The organism is Halobacteriovorax sp. RZ-2 (assembly GCF_043196685.1).
Lineage (GTDB): Bacteria > Bdellovibrionota > Bacteriovoracia > Bacteriovoracales > Bacteriovoracaceae > Halobacteriovorax_A.
This window is the reverse complement of the sequence record NZ_JBEBMR010000001.1, coordinates 818138-838929: the sequence shown is the minus strand read 5'-3', so window position 1 is coordinate 838929 and position 20792 is coordinate 818138. Positions and strand designations below refer to the sequence as shown.

Sequence of the window (20792 nt, the reverse complement as noted above, 5' to 3'; positions counted from 1 at the left end):
TATTAACTCGCTGATTTCCAGTCTAGTCTTTCAGTTGGTAAAAGGAATGAGTTTAACTCTTCTGCCACAAGAACCGGGTTAGACTTGTCTAGGATATGCTTAATTCCTTCGATGATGATATTGTCCTTAGTTTCCATTTGAATTTGGATATCTTCTAAGTTCTCAGCGATTGGGATGAACCCTAAGTTGGCAATGATTACTCCATATAGTGTTGTAATAAGACATACACCCATGGCCGGCCCAATCATTTTCATGGCATCGGCTCCACCAAGGTTGGCAAGAAGTACGATCATCCCAATTGTTGTTCCCATCATTCCAAATGCCGGTGGGAATTTACCAAGGGTCTTAATCTTTCTTGTATCTTCACTACGAATAGCATGCATATTAACTGCACGTTGTTCGAGAATTTCGATAATCTTTTCTTTTTGAAGGAATCCATCTGCGATTAACTCAAGTCCTTCCTTTAGGAACTCATCGCTTGCTTTACCTGGTAGGTTCTCTGCAGCTTCCCCTGAACGGTAAGCTTCACATATTTGCATGATCTCTTTGATAACTTCGGCCGAATTGACCATTTTTCCACCAAGAAATTGCTTAAGGAAAATTTTAAAGAGAGCACCAATCTTATTTAGTTGGAAAGCTACGGAAGTTGCAGCGAAAGTTCCACCTATAACAATAAAGAGGGATGGCCCATCAACGAAGAGGCCTAAGTTGCTCGAAGACATTCTTAGCCCTGCAAAGAGAACACCGGCCGATATTATTAGTCCAATTAAAGAAAAAATATTCATTTATTCACCTTTGTAAATATTCATAACAAAATTTTACTATTTTTAACTACTTAGGTTAACTCTCTACGATATGGTCACTTTTTTCCCATCGTATATTAAAGTACTTAGAGCATTTTACTCGTCTATGTAGAGGCAACTATGGTTGGCATCGGTCCTCAAGATTGAAAAGTTAATGATTTTACCAATAATCACTGTTCGGAATAATTTTCCTTTAATTTTAAGAACTTAAAATAGTTATATTTTTATTCTATTATTAACGATGTGACGCTATGAGTTACGTGCAATAATTTCACAATGTTTGGTATTGATATGAATAAATTTTTACTGATTTTAAGTTGTTTTTTACTTTTTAGCTGTGTTGGTAAGGTAGAGGATGCAAATTCTGAATTAACAAAGGGGATTAATGATGGGGAGACTGTCATTAATTACACTGGGATTCAAGATGCTTTTGCAATAGCACACGATAAGGTTGAAATTTACTTCCCGCCGTCTAATTTAGACCCGTTAAAAGTAACATATATCATCAATTACGATGGTGCTATCGCTCCAATTACAGTACCAGGGCGAACTCTGGTTCCTGATTATCGTGGATTTCTTCGCTATACAGTAACTGGCCTAAATATCAATGAACAATATGTTTTCAACGTACAGGCAAAAGACGATAAGGGGCAGCAGTCAGTAAATGATGCCTTTAAATCTGTGACGACTTTTTCAAATCAGACTTCTAACTTTACAGGAATCGGTAGTATTAAAAATCTATCTGGTGGAGCTTCTAAAAACTCATTATTAATTGAGTGGCCGGCAGCTGAGCGTACAGGTGGTTATATTCCTGAAGACTCAGATGTTTCAAAATATGAAGTTGTCTTAATTAATTCTGATACAGCAACTCCAGTTGCTTTTGATGATACTTCATTTACAGCACCAACTCGTATTGTGAATTATGTTGATGGAAAGAAGATTTCTCAACAAGTTAACGGACTTCTTCCTGGAACAACTTACTATGTAAGAGTAAGAGGTATTCACCACGGTTTTAGTAAGTATAGTTCAGATCCAAGTTACTTTTATGAAAAGAATAATAGCTACTTAAGTGCAACGACACTAAGTGATAGTGTAGGTGATATTCAAGTTGACCTAGACTCTTTTGAAGTGACGACTCCAAGTAATAGTACTGGTAAAACTTCTCTTGATTTAAGTTGGGCAACAGGTATTGGTGCCATTGATCATTATCGAATTTACTACAAAGAAAATGGAACAGGTGAGGCGTGGTCGACTTACAAGAATAGTCGCGACGATATTTGTAATGGCCAGGAAACGACGGATACTGCTTACTTTTGTAAGCAAGTTACATATGAAGATAGCAAGTCAAAACTTGTTGAGCTAGAGCCTTATACTTCATATGAAGTATATCTTATTATGTGTCTAGACTCTCTGTGTTCGCCAGGTAAGTCTATTATTTATAATTCTCCAAATGTTTATCGCACAAGCCCTCCGCTTGTAAGCTTTTCTGGAATTACAGAAGTTAATAACCCACGTTACCACTGGGCACTTAATGAAATCTACTTAAGTTATGAGCCAGTTGATCTAGCAAGTGGTGTTATCGATGGAATGTTAATTGAGGTCAAAGGAAGAAGTTCTGGAGAGCCATATATTGATACATTTATTAACTTTCCAGATGGAAATAATCCAACATCATTAAATCCATCAACTCTTGATTTTACTAATGGTACGGAAGTTTCAATTAGAGGGATCGATATTAACTCGACGGAAGAGTACTGCTTCGCTCTTTTACCATTCGTTTACGTTGGAGATGTTGTTACGCCAAATCGTGACTCTGAAGTTGTGAGTTGTATTGTTCCACAAGTTATGACTCCTACATATGAAGACTTTACTGGAATTAGCTCTCTGTACTTTGATAGTTCAAATAATTCGGCGGCCATTTCATGGACTCCACCTGAAGAGGGTGTATACGACCGATATGTTGTCTTTATGAAGACAACTACTGGAACATTCAGTTTCAGTGATGCTGTTAATGGCGACAATGACTACTTAAGATTTGAGGCAGAAGAGAATGCACTTGGAATTACGATTCCTTTCATTCCTGCTGGAACATATTACTTTGGTGCCCTTACTTATCTGTACCAAGAAGACAAATACTCTGAATTTAACAATAGTATTCAAACACTGGTGGTTGAGTAATTTATGAAATTTTTATCAATTGTACTTTGTTTATTATTACTTGCCAGTTGTGTTGGAAAAGTAGAAGACGCTAATCTCGAAAATGCAAAAAATGCAGAGAGTGGAAGGCAGACTTTTCAATTTGCAGGTATTTCTAAAGTTATTCCAATTTCAAATAATAAGGTTGAAGTTTACTTCTTTCCTGCTACTGGGCCGGCTTCAGAGCTAACATATCTTATTAAAGTAAACGACGCGACAATTCCTATTGAAGTTAAGGCGGACTCTTTGTCTGTAAATGACGAAGGGATGTATCGTTTTACGGTACGTAATTTAAATGTAAATACTGAATATACATTCTCTGTTGGTGTACGTGACGGTAGTACTGGTAGTCAAAGTGAGAATGATGCAACTTTATCGGCCAGAACATTTTCAAATTACACGGCCGACTTCGCAGGGGTATCAAGTGTCGAACCTCTTGTTGGTGCTGCTGGACAAAATACTGTCCTTGTAAAATGGGTACCGGCAGTGACTTTAGGGTCAACTTATAATCCAATGCCGAATGATCCAATTGCATATGAAGTCGCTTATATCGCTGCTGATGATGGAACAATTTCTGACTTATTCAATAATACACACCCAGCAATTCAAAGAGATCTAAAGCCTGGTGATATCACGGCATCAACTGGTGGAACAACTGAAAGAGAGAGACAAGTTACAGGGTTAATGCCAGGTAAGCAGTACTATTTCAGAGTTAGATCAATTCATAAGAGTTATGGAGTTTATCAAGATACACAAGGCTATCGTTTTGAAGAAAATAATAAAATTGCTTCTGTTACGACTTTAGGTTCAGGTGGGCTTTTTGATTGGGATACACTCTCTCTTAGAGCGGCCACTCCAGACAAAAACTTAGGTCTAACTTCAATCGATTTAACTTGGACTCCTGCAGTAGGGCCATTTGAAAATTATAGAATTTATAACTATAAACTTGGTGAAGCAGAGGAAGATGTTGATCTTGTAAGAGCAAGAATTCCTGAAGAAATTGATGCTTCAATTATCGACCCATTAAACTTAGCTGGTGATTACCGTACAGCTGATGCAGATGAGTTCTCAAAAAGAGTAGGTAGTTTAGAAGAATATGATTACTACCTAACATTTGCAATTGCTTGTCGTACTCTAACTTGTGGTGATGGTGAGAGAATTATTGGGAAGCCAGTTTTCTATCGTGCCATACCAAAGCTAGCAGCATTCTCTGGTATCTTAGGGATTCAGAGTCCACAAGATATCAACAACCTTAATGAAATTACAATTAATTTTGATCCACCAGTTATTGAAACAGGTTTCTTAAACGGATTTGATATTTACTGCTATGAGGGTGAAAGTGACGCGAGTCCGACACTCCTAAACTTTAATGTTGCAAATTCAAGTGGGAAAGCTTCATGTGATGGACTTATCAGACTAGATGACAATCCAGGAGACTACGCTGGATTTGGCTCGTATACAAGTGTGCGAATCCAAGGAAACTTCTTTGGAGCTGGGGATACTGTTGCTGATAAAGAGTATTGTTTTGCGGCCGTTCCTAGTGTTTCTGGGAATAACTTCTCTCTAAACGATGTTGAAAATGCGATCGTAAAATGTATTACACCAATTGTTAAGGTTCCAACGGTAGAGCAATTTCCTGGTGTTATTAATGCATGTAATACAGGTGCCGATTATATTACTGTTGGTTGGGATGCTCCGACTGGTGGTATTTATGACAAGTATGCTGTTTTCTATAAGGAAAAAGATGGGAAAGTATTTAAGTATACAGATGCCCTAGCAAATGACCCGGCCTACACTAGAGTTGATGATATTGTTGCGACAACTTATACGTATACAATTCCATCTCTTGTTCCTGGAAAAATTTATCAATTTGGTGTTCTTCCTTATATTGACGGTCCAACTCCGATTTATGCAGATATCAACACTGGACTAGGTGAGTGTAAGATTGAAGTACCTAAGCCAAAATTTGAGGAATGGGTTGATATTTTTGCTATTGGTCCAAAAGCAAATGGTATGGTTACACCAACGGGACCTGATCGTAATAAAGATTATATTTTAGAAACATTAAATGCTAGTGGGCAACCAATTGAAGTTGAGGTTGATCCTGCAACACTTTCACCTACATCTGGTTTTGAAGATCAATTTGGTGTTGCAAATGGTAGTACTCAATTCAGTGGTGTTTATGGATCTAAAGATGGAGTAACAACTAACTCTCTTCATCAATATTCAAACTCTGGAATTATTCGTATTGCATGGAAAGATGTGACTTTTACAAGTGGAACGCTTTCAATGCAAACTTTCATTGATGCCTATGAGACTGGTATGCAGAAGAAAGATCATAAAATTGGATATCGTGTATACCGTTCTGATGATAATAAAATCACTTGGAAAGATATTACAAGTGGTGACTTCGATTACCAAACTCTGACGAATAAAGGTTTAATCCACCCAGCTGATTATACGGAAAGAAGTCGTACTAATGAAGTTCTTGAAACATATCGTGCCGTTATGTTTACTGACTACTCGGTAAAGCATATTCAGGCCGGAGATGACTTTAATCACGCTCGTGTTTACTACTATAAAGTAGTTCCTGTTTTTAGAGGAGTTGAGCTCGAGTATGAAAGAGAAACAACTAATCCTCAGCATATTATTAAAGTTGTTCTTCCTCCTGAAAATATGGCCCTTGTTCATAGGCTAATGGCCAATCGCCAACAATGTCGTGAACTTGGAAAAGTTCACTCAAAAGATATTAGTCAGAAATATACTTGTTCTTGGAATGGAGTTGGGGCCAGAGGTCTAACATCTCCATGGATTAAAGGCTCAACAGTTTATGACTTTGGCCCAAGTATGCTAATTGACCGTTTTGAATTAGGTTGTAATTTCACAAGAGGGGATTACGCTTATGAAAGAAGTAATTACTCCGGAACAATTCCTAATTTTACAGGTTCTAATGATCTAGGCTCTGGATTTAAGGGGTGCTTTAATGGAAACCCTCCGGGGTACACTTCTGGTGCTAATCACCCTAATACTGGAGAGTCTTATACTGATCGTAGCCAACTTCGTGTCGGTGATTGTTTTGGTGAAGATTCTGTTTCAATTGCAATTACAAGTACTGCATGTGGCGATCCAGATACTGCTGACCGTAGAAACTTCATCTCTCCTGGACTTACTGGTGACTTCACTGATTGTACTGATCCGGCCAATATTGCGACAAATTTCTTTAACCCGTATGCTGGAAATGGAAGCTATGCTTCTTATAATGTGCAAAGTGAATTTGCGGCAGTTTACTATTCAAGAAATGCAGTTAAGAGTTATGAAGACCGTATTAGTCATGGTTACTATAGAGGAGCCGGTGGTGCTGCCCTAGCTGATGGTAATAACCTAAGAAATAAAAACTCTCTTGGGCCATCACGTTGTATGATTAATATTCCTGTTTCGGATTCAACTGACGGTGATAAGCTAAAGCCAAGATGGATAGCTGTTAATAATCTTTCAACACTTGCTCATGGAGTAGATGATGTCGACATTCTTGATATGTCGATGAATGATATCCTTACTAATAATAAGCTATTTGATTCTGGGATAAATGCAACTCCTAGCCCTGCTTATACTAATGTTGATGCATCACCTCGCTACCGTGGAAATACAAAATTATCACGTGTTTTCTCTTCGAATGATTCAAAGCTTCCTCCTCTTACGGGGCTTAGTCAAACTCAGGCCAATCGTGTTTGTAATTCATATGAAGTAAAGATTGGAACATATGATGATGATGCAAATGAATTTAAACAAATTGGGCCCGTAAGAGAAAAGAGGCTGATGCGTCGTGGAGAAGGGATTACGGCAAGTCGATATCCTAAAGACTTTGATGAAGCAGCTGTTGCAGAAGTTGAGACAGGAACAAGAAATGATGCTCCTGTAACAAGTGGTGTGAATTTTGATAATTCGTGTAACGTCTATGATAGAGATGTTATTAGTGGAGCGGCTACTAATCAGCAAAGATCAGGAGATCGTTTAATGATTAATATGCCAGTTAATTATGAAGGGACTGTAACGACGCCACGTCGTGTACCATTCATTACTGGTTCAAGCTTCTATGATAACGGTGGGACGCAATTTACGACTCAAGCCTGTACATCTCGCTTTGGTGTCCAAGATATTATTGGAAATAAGGCCGAAATTTCATCAGAACAAATCTTTTGTGGTTTTGATAGTGAAAAGCTAATGCTTGGAGCGGGTCTTGCTTCAAACTCAGTTGAGGCTCCAAATGGTGCTTACTATATTAATACATTAATTTCTTGGGTTATGTCTGATACTGATACTGGCCGCTGTTCATTTGTTGAACCAGGTGGTGCAAGAGGTGGTAATTACCTTGTAAATGGTGCCTTTACACCTATCTTTGATATCTTCGGAAATGTGAATACTGGTGTTGCTGAGTCTGTAAATTCAATTGACCCAGGAAGTGTTAGTTACTTAAGAAATGGTGATGGTTTCTTCTTAGACTTTGGGCAAGATAACTTTGCACCGAAGCTATCAATTAACGATACGATGGCCCTTAAGTGGGATCAGGATGTTATTAATCGTGCACAGGATATCTCAACAGATCCACGTCGTGGCCGCTACTTTAACCCTATCCTAGGCTTACCACTAGAGTGTCAAGGAAGTCTGTGTTCAGAGAGTTTAGATAATATGTCGATTTCTCTTGATACTTTTGTAACGGACTTTAGTCTTGATCCATCGACAATGGATATTCCAAATTTCCCTGTTGGTGATAGTCAAATTTTCTCTGATGGGATGTCTGAAATTAATATTGGTCGTAACCGTTATATGTCTCCTTCTGCAAGAGAGTATTTCTATGACTTTATTGAATCAGTTGATCCTGCAACGGATACATATGCCACATATTCAAGTACTAACGGTGGAGCGTTAAAGTCTTCTCTCGATAATGATGGAACGGCGGTTGACTATGTAAGATGGAGTCTTTCTCGAGACACTCCTATCTATATGCTGAATTTTGGAGAATCGAATACAAAGAGTAGTGGACGTTACTCAGCAAAGTTTAATGCTAGAAACGATTACGAACAGATGAGAACTGAGTATTCAGCAGTTAGATGTGTAGTACGCATCGAAGATGAGTCTTATCAATAAAATAAGGTAGAATAAATGAAGAAGTACGTTTGGTTGATCTTATTCTTTTTTACAATAATCTCGTGTACCCCTGTCGAGAAGGCGGAGGAGACTGCTGAAATCTTAAATGATGGAGTCGATGGCACGGTAGAATTTTCAGTCGTTGGAAATCTCGATCGAGGTGAATTCCTTCTAGGCGGTCTTGGTGACGAAATTCTTATTAGAGTTAAGAATAATACTGGATATAACCTAAGTGATGCTCAATTACTTATTGATCAAGCTTCATCTGCAGGTGTTAAATTCTTTCCTGATGAAGCAGGGGAATCAGAAAGCCCTGGTTTTGGTGGAGATTGTGGCCTTATTATTGCCTCTAAAGCAACTTGTTATTATAAGTTGAGATATGAAGCACGTACTTCAGGAATCCACACGCAAGATCTTCAATTTAACTATAAGACCCTTATTGATAATTTCTCACAATCAACTCAGCTAAAATTCTTAACAGGAACTCCTGCATCATTAGTATTTGAAGAGGAGACAATTAATTATTCATTCGGTGTTGTTGAAAGAACAGAACCAAAAGTATTTTCTCAAAGACTTGTTGTTGTTAATACGGGAGAGTTAAGGGCCCGCAATATTACAATGACAAAGCTAGATAACACGACGTCAAATGCGATCAGCATTGTTTCAAATACATGTGGAACTGTGCTCTTACAAAATGAAACTTGTGAACTTGTTGTTGAATTTGAGGCAAAGAACTACGGTGTTGGTGCACCAGATGGAAATGTTGATGTTGATTACAACTCAAATATAAGATTTGACTATGGCCGTGATCCTGAGGGTGGTATTAATGCTCTTAACGTTTACTTTGATGCCAAGTCAATTCGAATCGAAGGTGATATCCAAATCGGTGGTCTTCCTAACTTAAGTTTCGATGATCTCGTTGTTGGGAATATCGATACGCAAACATTAAAAGTTTCAAATAAGGGATATAAAGAAGCGATTGTTCTTAGTGTTGACGTAAGAAATGCTTCAAATACACTTGTTGCACGTTGTTTAAGAGATGATAGTACTGGTGGTGATAATCTTGTCTGTCGAGATCCTGCAGGTGATTTAACAAGTAGTGCAAGTGATCTTCCGCTGACAACAATTCCTTTTAAATTCTTTGATACTAGTAAGTGTTTTATTGATGTAAATGATTTTAATTATGTCCGTGGTGAAGATGGAAGAATTACAAATACAGCATTAAAACAAGTTGCTGGTAGAACAATTGCTGATCCAGGCGGTTCTTGTTTCTTTAACGTTACTTTTCATCCTAGTGTGCAGTTTGAAGCTGATGGAAATTTTAATAATTATCGTTTTAATGTTCGTTATGATTCGACTTGGAAAGATAATGTCGTTATTAAAAATGACCTAGACTCAGATGAGAATAACTACGTTGTTGAAGATGCTAATTACTTGGCCGCTGCAAAACTAAGCTTTGATGTAATTGAATACAAAAATGGAATATATAATAATTTAGATACTGCTGATAATGATTTATTTGACTATGACTTAGGACGTATCTCTCTTATTGCAAACTCAAACTACAAAGAAAGACTTAGAATCAGAGTTAATAATAGTGGTTCGACATTTGGAGAGGTTGTAAGTGTTACAGATGGTGCACAACCTACTGCAAATGTTATTACTGAAACAAGTTATCATATTAATAACTACTACCAAAATGTTAAAAATTCAGGATGTGGATTCCTGAATCCATATAATGGGCAATGTGATATCTTATTTGATCTAAATCCAATCGTATCAACAAACCCAGATAGTACAGCGGCAGAGAATGAAGAAAACTCAGCAATGTATGATGTACTTAATGCATATCCAGAACGTTATAAAATTTTCAGAATCAAATACAAAGATGGGACAACTTATAATGATGATATGTCTCCTCGTACTGATCGTGAAATAGAAATGAAGATGCGCGGCCTTCTTGTTAGAAAAGGTTTCCTAGCTTTCTCTGATTTTACAATGACCGAAGGGATTACTTTCGCACCTGTTACGGCCAATGAAACACGTTATTTCCATTTAAAATTAGAAAATGTTGGTACTGGTGGTATCACATATATTGATTTTAGTGCACCAGGTTTTTATCCAGGTGTTCCGTTTTGGGCACCTAGTCCAGGAATGCCATTATTTGGTGGTGAAATTGTTGATAACCCAAGTTCAGCACTTGTCGCAGGTGTTGATAAAGACTGTTATGACTTTATGGACTTTGGTGGAATGACGGGACCGGCTTCAACTCCTGCTGGTACAAATGCTCCTTCACTTCTTTCTCCTGGAGAAGTTTGTAGCCTAACAATTGAATTGGAAAAGTTATCAAATGATAAACGAGAAGATAGTTACTACAATACAAATGATCGTAGATGGCAACGTCATTTTTCTGCACCTCTAAATGGTTCGCATGCGCTTAGAGAATATACTAGTGGGATGATGATTCAAGACTTCTTCATTTTTGACTATTTTGATGGAGATGGTATTGCTGACGCTGCAACTGGATACACTCCTGACTTAGATGGCCATGGTGGATTTTATACAACTCAAGCTTATCCGATTGCTATCAATTCTAGAAGATCAGCTGCACTTGTCCCAGAAGGCGCCCAGCCAATGATTAGTGCAATTCTATGGCGTCAACAAGTTAATATCCCTTCCCATTCACCACAAGCAGGAGAATGGGGACAAAGCTTTGGAAGTTTTACAATACCTGCAATGTATCGTGATCTTGCAAAAGGAACGGCAGCTGAACCAATCTCTTATGCTCCGACAAAGTCTATCAATAGAATTGCTACATATCGTGATACAACTTATGATTATGTTTATTATGCAGGAACTTTCTATGCTGGAGAGACTGTAGCTCTTCCATTTCAGCTTTATAATGCTGGAGAAAGACAAGCAACTTCGTTAGTTCAAATGTTAAATGGCGATAGTGAGTTTGCTGTTACAACAATGCCTGGAACTGTTGGGCAAGCGTCCCTGGCCAATATTGAATTAAGTTTTGCACCTGCAACGCAAGGAACATTTCAGACTGAATTAGAAGTTCAATATAGAGATGGCTCTCAAACTCTAGTTGATCGTGATACTTATGCTTACTCGGATAATGTTAAATCACTACGTATTCTAGTGGTTGCTGAAGCTGTTCCAGCAAATACAGGTAGACTTTCATTGAAGTCTCAAAAGTATACAGTTGAATACGATGAGTTAACTTCTTCTCATACTGAAACACTAGACCCAGCACAAACGAATCACAACCTTGTGATGAATGGTTATGATGCTGTAACAACTGTTGGTGTTGAGGCCGTTAGAGGTTCAAATGTTTATGCAAAAACTCGTCTCGTTTTTACAAATGAAGGAACGACGACAGTCAATAATGTGAAATTTAACTTAAAGACGTCACTTCTAGGTGCCATCCATGATAATAATGGGGCCGGTGTAGGATACTCTCTTGAATCTGTTAATTGTGGAGCAACCTTAGCTCCTGGCGCTTCTTGTTTTGCAGATGTTAAACACAAGGCCAGTATCGCGGAATTACCGATAACAACTCGCTACGGTATTGTTTCTTATGATATTGGTACAGATCAGTATTATGCAGAATCATTTAGAATTCAATTTACAGCAGTCGATCCGGCCAAAGTAGCTGCCGGGAATTTAATCACAAATAATATTAGTGATGGTTCAGGTGGAACTATCCCAAATGCATACTTTATTGATATTGGAACTTACACGAATCCAGCTCACCCGATTCTTTCAGCTTATCCAAGTGGATCTTTGATTAAGAATATTAATTTAAATAATCCAAGTGATGAGAAAGCAAGTTTTCTAAAAGAGTATAGGGAATTCGTAGGTAATCAAAGTGCAACGATTCCAGCAGGGGACTTTCATACAATCTACAATCAAGGATTTATTCAGGTTGAATTAAATCGACCTTGTTTCTTTGGTGATGATGAAGGTGGCGCCCTTCCTGAAGAGGAATGGGGATTTAACGTAAATACAACGAGTACTTGTACAATGAGAGTAACATTCACATTTGATGATACATACCTCGGGCAGTACGTAGATGAAAGTGAAAACTATGCCATTTTAAAATACTACGACAGTAAGAGGGCGTCAGTTTCGACACTGCCAATTTATGTCAAAGGATTTATTGAACCAAATCGTTCAAATGCAATGACGAATGAAATTTTTAATGTTGAAACAGATGATACGGGAAGAGTTTATTTAGAATGGGTTGACTTTGCGCCAATCAATAATGACTGGGGTCCAATTATTTCTTATCGTGTTTACTATAGTGAGTTTGAAAGTAGTTTAAGTGACCTTTACAACTCAACTGGTTTAACTTTTGTTGAAACAGCGGGAATGACTCCAAATGTTGAGATTACTGGACTTCTACAGAATCGATTCTATTACTTAAGAGTTGTTGCAGTTAGAGAAACATCATCTGGTAAACAGTATATTTCGATGCCTAATGGATTCTCAACGAAAGAAGTTGTCGTTCCTGATGAGTCTGCAATTTACGATTACTCGAGAGGGTTTATTATCGATAAATTTGCTCTACCTGAAGGATCTGGCTCGCCAACTTTCATTACCAAGTCTGAAGCGATTGAAAATTGTGAGGGAGCAACTCGTACAATTAGAAAAAATGGTGGTAATAGAAGTAGAGCTAAAGAGCTTATTAACTTAAACGATTACTACTTAATTAATGCAGACGACACAAATAGTGATTATCCATTCTTTGCATTCCCACACTGGTTGGCCGATGCACCTGAGGATATTGCACCATTATTTCCAGGTTTTAGTTGTGATTTAACAAATATGCACAATGAAGATGATAGCATTATGTTTATTAAGAGCTGTGATAATTGTACTTGTAATACCTTATCGAAAATTGTTGGAGGGGAAGACTTCCCACTCGATACAATTATTTATGCTTACGACGACTTTAGTGGTGCAGCTAGATGTCGTGTTTCACAAGATGATTTCTAATAATATTAAGTTTGTATTACCAATTAAAATATAGTTAGGTAATACAAACTTAATTTTTGTTTAAATCTTAACGAAATCTTTATGAAATTCTCAATAAATTCAGGTGTTTTAAGAGAATTTTGCCCCGTATTATTTAGTATTTAATTAACTTAGAATATTTATGTGATGAATACGTTTTACATTTATATTCTTACATTTTTTCTCTCATTTTCTTCAATTGCACAGGACGCTAAGGCCGTTCAAGTTGAAGGTAAGGACGCTGCTCAGGAAGAGGAGATTACTCCTTATATGATGATTAAAGTGACGCAGGCAAAGGGAATTGATAGGCGAGATCTTGCCTTAATTCGTAAGTCAGCAATGGAAATTGTGCTTGGAACTTCTTCATTTGAAATTTTAATGGGAGATAGTGCAGCAACAATTTATCAAAATACTTTCGCACTTGATCTTTCGACTAAGAAAAACCGTAATAATTCATATGTTCTCGACTTTAAAATCTTAGATGTTCAAAACGGAAAGACGGTAACACAAGTTTTTAAAGATAATGTTCCTAGAAAGAGATTTCATTTAGAAGTAAGAAAGCTACTTTATGAACTATTCTATGGTGACGGTTCATCAAGCCTTAGGCCACCAAAGGAAGATCCTAAGAAAAAGAAAGCAAAGAAGAAGTTAAAGAATGAGATTGTTTCAGCAATCAATTCTCTCAATTCTCCACGAGTTAATGATACGAATGCTGTAAGCATTTTTTCTGTTGATGAGTCTCCTGTTGTCGAGGAGATTATCGTTGCTGGAGATGTCAAAAAGATAAATAAAAAGAAAAAAGAAAAGAAGAAGGCCAAAAAGAAAGAAGAGAAAGTTAAAATTAGTAATTTCAAATCTCCTGATCTAGACCTCAGAATGAATGCTAAGCCTGAAAAGGTTGAGGCATCAACACTTACGCTAATTCCAGATAGCTTCTATGCAATTGGATACTTAAAAGAGACAACATTAGCTTCAAATACACTTAATACAAGTGAAGTCGTTGATACAAGAACCAATCTTACAAGTGTGAATATTACGTATCTAAGTAATTACAAGGTAGAGGAGTGGCAAGAGTACTTCTCTGTTGGTGGTTCATTTTCAAATATTCTTAGTGAAAATCCTTATGGAATCTCTCCTCGTATGTCTGCTTACGGTGCTTATAATAAGCTTCTAATCGGTGATTCATTTTTTGCTTCAGTTGATGCTGAATATGAAAGCATAAGTTTTGCCAATATTAAAGATAGAGGAACGGGGATCTCTGGTTTTTCTAATAATATTTTTTGGTTTGGTTTTGGTTTTAAGTATATCAGTGAGCATTTTGCAAAGAAGACTGTTATTGAAGGCTTCTATAAGAAGGCCCTTATTGGTTCTTCTGACTTAAGTACGACAGGGGATTCAACGCCATTAGATGGTGATAAGTACGTGTTAGATTTCTCAGTGAATTTATATAAAAATTTTGGTCTTGGTGGATATGTTGAAGTTGTAAATCTCGCTTCAGCGGCAACGTCAGCTTTTGATACTTCTCACCAGATCTTTGGCGTAAGGCTAGTTTATAATTAGGAATAATTACTATGGATTTTAAGGACAAAATTGAAAGCCTATTTTCTTCTTCGGTACCTGAGGTAAAGCCTATTCAAGAGGAAACACTAATTTATTTTGGTGATAATCAAAGGCAACAGGTTAAAGATTTTTCAATTTTTAGTAAGTCTTTTAAGGATCAATGCTTAAAGGCCCTAAAAATCAAGAATGTTGAGATTAAGATCTTACAAAATTGTTTAGAGAAAGAGTTAATCAATGCATATCTTGTTCAAAAGTTATTAATTGATGAAATGAAGCTTTTAAAGAGAGTTGTAGGGGATATTGCTGGTGTGAAGCTCTATGTAACACCTAGTTTTATGACGATTCAGCTTTGTGACATTGGAAATATCAGAACGTCGGTAAGTAATATGCAAAGTGACATCTTTGGTAGACGTGGACTTAAGAATCTTGTTGCAATTAGGCTCACTCGTAGCGCTAAGAAAACGAATTTAGTTTTAAAAGTTAAATATAAAAATATTGATGAAAAAGATTTTCTACAGTTTAGAAATCGTGAGGTATTAAATGAAGTTCTTTGATGTGGCAGATAACACAAACCAAAAGGTTGAATTAGATAAAACAGTTAAAAAGACTAAGGTCTTTAAGAACCTTCCAGGTATTGCTCTAGTCGTGATTGATGAAAACGACCAAGTAATCAAAGTTAATTCTGAATTCAGAAAAATGTTTAATAATGTAAACCTTAAAGGTGGAAATTGGGATGCTTTCTTTAAGAAAACATTTCGTAAAGAGAAGGGACTTGCTGATACAAGTAATCTTTTCAAGAATTGTAATGATATTCTAAATGACTATATCATCCACACATCGATGGATGAGTCGACAGGTTACCGCTATGGTTGGATTTACAAAATCCCTGTTGATGTTATGAATAAGGTCTCTCAAAAGAGAACGGCACTGATGGAGTCAAAAAAGCTAGATGCATATAATCTGATTGAAGATGAAGTGTTTGGTAAGAGACTTAGCTGGATTAATAACAATCTGACATTATCAGATTTTCAATATGCTGATGATTGCATTCTTTACTCAAATAATAATGAAGCAAAGATGCTACTAAGAGACTTTGTTGAGCTACTCTACGGTGTTTTAAATATGAAGACAGAAGAGTCTCATTGTGCAGTTGAGTTCTCTAGAGGGAAAAACGGGTTACAAATTACTGGTGTTTTCTCTAGCTTTAACTTCTCGGATGGTGACTTTCAGTCAAATATTAGTTGGCACGGAAGAAAGATGCGTCTGAATGATATTTGTAAGGTGATGGAGTCACGCTTACCGGATCTTTATACTTCTCTCTATGTTAAGAACTTTAGAGCAGATCATCAGTCAAAACTAAAAATAACTTTGAATGTAAATGATATCGACGGCGTTCGATGGCATGTTTCAAGAGGGACTGTAGGTGGCCTTTAAAAAGCTATTGATTCTTGGGCTACTAAGTTCAAGTCTCTTTGCAAACGAAACATTTTATAATTCTGCTAGTATCTCACTAGGGATGATGAATTACTCTGTAACTCCTAATGAAAGTACTCTTCAAAATACTGATGGTACTTCAACAGGTGATGAGACTGCCGATGCAGCAGCTGCTGCGGTATCTGCAATTTCAATTCAGGTAAATTGGGAATTCAAATCAGAGTTAAAGAAAAGTTACTATATTAGTGGTGTTCTTCCAATGATGTCAGCAGAGGGGACGGGTGTTTACTCAACTGTTGTTGGAATGAATTGGTACTTTGGCGATATTGGTACGAAGTACACATACACAAGTAATGGCCAAAATCTAACGATCACACCAACAAGTAAGTATTACTGGGGTGCTTTTGTAGGCCCTGGTTACGTTATTTATAATACTGATTCTGCTAAATACTCAGATATTTTCTTTGATTTAGGGGTAAACCTAGGCGCTGGTTGGCGTTGGGGTAAAAATAGAACAATTAAAGCTGAAGCGGCAGTTAGTCGTGCAACAGGAATTAAAACAACTGGAATTAAAATGGGGGTATTTGTAGGTATTAGCCAATATCTATAAATAAATTTTTAATGAAGTACTTATTACTATTATTACTATCTACATCTGTATTTGCTGCTAAGTTTAATGTTAAGTCCGATCCTAGTGATTGTGACGTATACGTTATTGATAAAAATGGTAAAAGAGTTTCTCTTGGAAAGACTCCTTATGAAACTGATGTTGAAACAATGCAGACCAATTACGGTGCAAATGGGCCAGTTCAAATTGAAGTGTTTAAGCCTGGTTTTGAGCCATATAGTTTATCTGTTCCAATGCTAGCAAAATCAGATATTGATATCAGCGCGAACTTAAAGGTTGAAAAAGATATTGAATTAGCACAGGATTTTGATTTCCTTGTCGGTGATTTATTTGATGTTCTAAGACTAATGAGAGGGAAGAACTTTGATCTTGCTTTCGCTAAACTAGAAAAGCTAGAAGCAAAATTTCCTCATTTCTCAATTATCCATGAAATGAAAGGTTCAATTTCATACCTTAAGAAAGATTTTAAAAACTCTCTTGCTTTTTATCGTAAGGCATTTGGGATTAATCCTAAAAATAGAGAAGCTTATAAAATGAAGATTTACTTAGAGAAGAAATTTAATGTTTCTAAGAATGAAGGAGGTAAATAATGAAGAAGTTTGCGTTTATCTCATTACTACTACTTTCTTCTGCGGCCATTTCAAATCCAAAGATGAATGTCCTGCCAAGTCTTGAGTGGCAAAAGAATGAACTAGAAATGAAAGTTCATGATAAGTTACAAAGAGGGACGGAAGTTATTCTTGGCCATGAGCATTTCTTTGTTGATGTTGAAATCGTAACGAATACTCCTGAAACTCCTAACTTCAGTATTCCATTGAATCCTTCGCCTCAAGGTGGTGCCGGAGGTGTTAATGGAAAAGGTGGTAAGGAATTAGATCTTGCAGACGATTCTGATCAAGCTAATGCAGCTGAAGATGGTAAAACAAAATCTGACGCTGAAATTAAATTTACTAATGATGTTCCAGAAACTGACTACGGTGAGAGTATTGTTTTCTCTCGTTTAGGTATGGAAGCTCCACTTATCGATGATTTCAATGACTTTTCTCCTTCTGGTAAGATCTTACTGACAATGGGGGATAACTCTAAAGATAAGATTAATAAAATGAAAGAAGACTTCTCTAAGGAAAAAGAGAAGCTAGTTGATCAAATTAAAAAACTAAGAGACGCATCTAAGGCCAAGCCTAGTATGATTGAACAGATGTGGAAGTATAATACTTCTATTGATATTTTCAAAAATATCTCTGAAATTAATATTTCTGTTCGTCTTCCAAATGATATTGCTAAGGATGAAAGAGTTAGAATTGAAGGACTGATTAAGTCAATCAAGCTTGGTGTAAATGATATTACTCCTAACTTTAAATTTTCTTATACGATTAATGTACCTCAAAAAGAAGATGTGATTTCTAAAAGTGATTTCCTAAAGGCATTAAGTAGCGTTTCAAATATTATTGCAATCGTTCTTGGTGTTCTACTGATTGGATTTGTTGGAAATCGTCTTATTTCTAAGTTCTTTGAACTTAATAGTGCTGCTCAAGCAGGTGGTAATTTTACAATGCAAAGTGATAGCTCTGAATCAGACGATGATGGGGGAGCTGGAGAGATGTTGGCCGCTGGTGGTGGCGGTGGAGATGGCCTTGGTGGCGTACACTCTCTTAATGGTATTGAAAGATTTAAGGTTTTTGCAGATAACACTCCTCAAGAAGCAATTCTTCTGGTTAAGAAATGGATTGCACAAGATACAAAGAGCGGACATGCGGCCCTTAGAGCACTTGTTCAACAAATTGATAATAGTGCATTAACAGATGTATTTAAGATGCTAAGTGAGCCAGAAAAGGCGAAGTGGAGAGATCTCCTTAATAAACCGCTTAATGCAAGTGAGTTATCTTTAGCAAATGACTATATTAGTAATCAAATCGTACAAAGTGTTATTCTTCCTTCTGTCATTGAAGACCCTAATACTTACGATTTACTTCTTAAGCTTAATGCTGAAATGATTAATCAGATCTATGAAAAAGATCCGTACATTGTTTCACTTGTTCTTAATGCTCTAAGTGAAAGCTTTGTTGCTGAAGTTCTTTCAAGTTGTGACACAGAAACTGTTGATCAAATTCTAATGTCTTCAGTTATCATTAAAGAACAAGAGGTTAGAGATAACCAAGCTCGTATTAAAGAAGTCCTTTCTCAATATGTTGAATCGAAGTCGAAACTTCCATTCGTTGAGAAATTATTCGATATTCTTCCAAACGTTTCTGCGGCGGTGGAAAAGAGTATTTTCAATACGCTTAAGCAGAATATTAATGTTGAAGAGTTTACAGAGCTGAGCCAGAAGAATTTCCCTTCTGAGCTTGTAAGTGAGCTACCTTCTAAGTTCCTAAAAGAAGCGCTTGCTAATTACGACCTTGGAAAGAAAGTTTCATTACTTTTTGCTATGGAAGAGTCTGAGAGAATGTATTACTTAGACCTTTTTGCACCAGATGGAACTAAGGCCCGTGATCTTATGCAAATTGAGTTTGATTCTGTTGAACGTGATGAGATGAGAAAGAGTAAAATCATTGCTGGAAAAGATGATAGCTGGCGTGAATTTGTTAAGTTTGTACGTACTCGTATCACGAAAGAAAAAGATGAGAAGACTGAGATCGAAAACCTTGTCCATAACTGGGCCCAGGATTTATACGGCTCTGTCGAAACGAGACCAGATTTAAAAGTAGCATAATAAAAAAAAAGCAGCTCTAGGAGCTGCTTTTTTATTTCTTAATTTGAATTTCTATTTAAACTTGAGCTGCTTTTAGAAGATTCTTAGCGATGATCATAATCATAACTTCATTAGTACCAGCACCAATTTCATTAAGTTTATTATCTCTCATCATACGCTCAACTGGGAATTCTCTTGAGTAACCGTATCCACCATGTAGTTGGATAGCATCAAGAGCGATCTTCGTTGCCATTTTTGGAATAGCAAGCTTAACTTGAGCAGCAACAACTGGCCCTTTCTCTCCTTGGTCGTAACGGTAAGCTACGTTGTAAAGGAAGTTTCTCATCATTTCTGTTTCAGTTGCCATTTCAGCGATCATCTTTTGGATCATTTGGTACTCACCAATTGTTTTTCCAAATTGTGATCTTTCATTTGCATACTTAATACATTGATCAACACAAGCTTGCGCGATACCTAGAGAGATACCAGCAATTGTGATTCTTTCGATCTCAAGGTTTTTCATCATGTGGTAAATTGAATCACCTTCGTTACCAACAAGTTGCTCAAGACCTACTTTTGCGTTGTCAAAGATAAGCTCACCAGTTGGTGAAGCACGCATACCCATCTTGTGGATTGGGCTACCAAAGTCAAAGTGACCTTTGTCTTTTTCAAGGATAAAAGTTGAAAGGTTCTTTCTCTCTTTTCCTGTTCTAGTATAGACGTAAGCGATATCTGCGTATTGTGCATTAGTGATCCACATCTTCGTTCCATTTAGAAGGTAGTGGTCGTCTTTTTTCTCTGCTTTTGTTTGAATACCAACTGCATCTGATCCGTATTCTGGCTCAGACATACCCATACAACCGATATGCTCACCTGTAATTAGTTTTGGTAGGTATTTTTCTTTTTGTTCTTTAGAAGCGTTATTTTCAATATTGTTAACACAAAGGATAGAGTGGGCAAGGTAAGAAAGAGTTGAAGAAGCACATGCTTTTCCAAATTCTTCCATAACGATTGTTGCAGCAAGGGCACCCATTCCAGCACCACCATACTCAGGATCAGCAGTAATTCCAAGAACTCCAATTTCACCCATTTTTTTGAAAGCATCCATGTTGAAACTTTCTTCTGTATCATGCTTTTCCGCTACAGGAGCAAGCTCTTGTCTTGCAAAATCACGACACATTTTTTGGATTTGTTTTTCTTCTTCTGTGAAATACCACATACTCTGTCCCCTCTGTCATTTTTTAATCAAAATAACTTACCGTGTCTTACATCCTATGGCAATAATGCCACAGATGTTTTTAGCCAATAG

11 protein-coding genes are annotated in these 20792 nt (G+C 36.9%); 9 read left to right on the top strand and 2 right to left on the bottom strand.

Going from position 1 to position 20792, the window contains the following annotated elements; translation table 11 throughout:
- Nucleotides 1-2: 2 nt before the first annotated feature.
- Nucleotides 3-785, bottom strand: coding sequence for a motility protein A (locus ABMA78_RS03970; protein WP_392857269.1), 783 nt, complete (start codon nucleotides 783-785; stop codon nucleotides 3-5).
- A 309-nt stretch (nucleotides 786-1094) separates the two neighbouring features.
- Between ABMA78_RS03970 and ABMA78_RS03965 the strand changes: the two genes are divergently transcribed.
- The 9 genes from ABMA78_RS03965 to ABMA78_RS03925 all read left to right on the top strand — a co-directional run bounded on the left by ABMA78_RS03965 (nucleotide 1095) and on the right by ABMA78_RS03925 (nucleotide 19504).
- The gene (locus tag ABMA78_RS03965; protein ID WP_392857267.1) at nucleotides 1095-2981 is read left to right on the top strand and encodes a hypothetical protein; all 1887 of its coding nucleotides are present in this window, start codon (nucleotides 1095-1097) and stop codon (nucleotides 2979-2981) included.
- Between the two features lie 3 nt (nucleotides 2982-2984).
- Nucleotides 2985-8144, top strand: a complete 5160-nt coding sequence (locus tag ABMA78_RS03960) for a fibronectin type III domain-containing protein (RefSeq protein WP_392857265.1) — start codon at nucleotides 2985-2987, stop codon at nucleotides 8142-8144.
- Between the two features lie 15 nt (nucleotides 8145-8159).
- Nucleotides 8160-13151 carry a fibronectin type III domain-containing protein gene (locus ABMA78_RS03955; RefSeq protein ID WP_392857264.1) on the top strand — a complete coding sequence of 1664 codons (4992 nt, stop codon included), beginning with the start codon at nucleotides 8160-8162 and terminating at the stop codon, nucleotides 13149-13151.
- Between the two features lie 165 nt (nucleotides 13152-13316).
- Complete coding sequence (locus ABMA78_RS03950) at nucleotides 13317-14729, top strand: hypothetical protein (RefSeq protein ID WP_392857262.1); 1413 nt, start codon at nucleotides 13317-13319, stop codon at nucleotides 14727-14729.
- Between the two features lie 11 nt (nucleotides 14730-14740).
- On the top strand, nucleotides 14741-15283 hold the full coding sequence (locus tag ABMA78_RS03945) for a hypothetical protein (RefSeq protein WP_392857260.1): 543 nt from the start codon (nucleotides 14741-14743) through the stop codon (nucleotides 15281-15283).
- On the top strand, nucleotides 15270-16163 hold the full coding sequence (locus tag ABMA78_RS03940; RefSeq protein WP_392857258.1) for a hypothetical protein: 894 nt from the start codon (nucleotides 15270-15272) through the stop codon (nucleotides 16161-16163). The genes ABMA78_RS03945 and ABMA78_RS03940 overlap by 14 nt, the downstream gene beginning before the upstream one ends.
- On the top strand, nucleotides 16153-16773 hold the full coding sequence (locus ABMA78_RS03935) for a hypothetical protein (protein ID WP_392857255.1): 621 nt from the start codon (nucleotides 16153-16155) through the stop codon (nucleotides 16771-16773). Before ABMA78_RS03940 ends, ABMA78_RS03935 begins: the two co-directional genes overlap by 11 nt.
- 11 nt (nucleotides 16774-16784) lie before the next feature.
- Nucleotides 16785-17381: a tetratricopeptide repeat protein gene (locus ABMA78_RS03930; protein ID WP_392857253.1), complete on the top strand. Its 597-nt coding sequence runs from the start codon at nucleotides 16785-16787 to the stop codon at nucleotides 17379-17381.
- On the top strand, nucleotides 17381-19504 hold the full coding sequence (locus ABMA78_RS03925; protein WP_392857252.1) for a hypothetical protein: 2124 nt from the start codon (nucleotides 17381-17383) through the stop codon (nucleotides 19502-19504). Before ABMA78_RS03930 ends, ABMA78_RS03925 begins: the two co-directional genes overlap by 1 nt.
- Nucleotides 19505-19559: 55 nt before the next feature.
- Here ABMA78_RS03925 and ABMA78_RS03920 read toward each other — a convergent pair whose 3' ends face one another.
- A complete protein-coding gene (locus ABMA78_RS03920) occupies nucleotides 19560-20702 on the bottom strand; it encodes an acyl-CoA dehydrogenase family protein (protein ID WP_392857249.1) in 1143 nt (380 codons plus the stop codon).
- Nucleotides 20703-20792 lie beyond the last annotated feature (90 nt).

What these genes read in the sequence shown, in the direction of transcription:
- ABMA78_RS03970 (WP_392857269.1), bottom strand. Translation starts at nt 785, where the DNA reads ATGAATATTTTTTCTTTAATTGGACTAATAATATCGGCCGGTGTTCTC.
- ABMA78_RS03965 (WP_392857267.1), top strand. Translation starts at nt 1,095, where the DNA reads ATGAATAAATTTTTACTGATTTTAAGTTGTTTTTTACTTTTTAGCTGT.
- ABMA78_RS03960 (WP_392857265.1), top strand. Translation starts at nt 2,985, where the DNA reads ATGAAATTTTTATCAATTGTACTTTGTTTATTATTACTTGCCAGTTGT.
- ABMA78_RS03955 (WP_392857264.1), top strand. Translation starts at nt 8,160, where the DNA reads ATGAAGAAGTACGTTTGGTTGATCTTATTCTTTTTTACAATAATCTCG.
- ABMA78_RS03950 (WP_392857262.1), top strand. Translation starts at nt 13,317, where the DNA reads ATGAATACGTTTTACATTTATATTCTTACATTTTTTCTCTCATTTTCT.
- ABMA78_RS03945 (WP_392857260.1), top strand. Translation starts at nt 14,741, where the DNA reads ATGGATTTTAAGGACAAAATTGAAAGCCTATTTTCTTCTTCGGTACCT.
- ABMA78_RS03940 (WP_392857258.1), top strand. Translation starts at nt 15,270, where the DNA reads ATGAAGTTCTTTGATGTGGCAGATAACACAAACCAAAAGGTTGAATTA.
- ABMA78_RS03930 (WP_392857253.1), top strand. Translation starts at nt 16,785, where the DNA reads ATGAAGTACTTATTACTATTATTACTATCTACATCTGTATTTGCTGCT.
- ABMA78_RS03925 (WP_392857252.1), top strand. Translation starts at nt 17,381, where the DNA reads ATGAAGAAGTTTGCGTTTATCTCATTACTACTACTTTCTTCTGCGGCC.
- ABMA78_RS03920 (WP_392857249.1), bottom strand. Translation starts at nt 20,702, where the DNA reads ATGTGGTATTTCACAGAAGAAGAAAAACAAATCCAAAAAATGTGTCGT.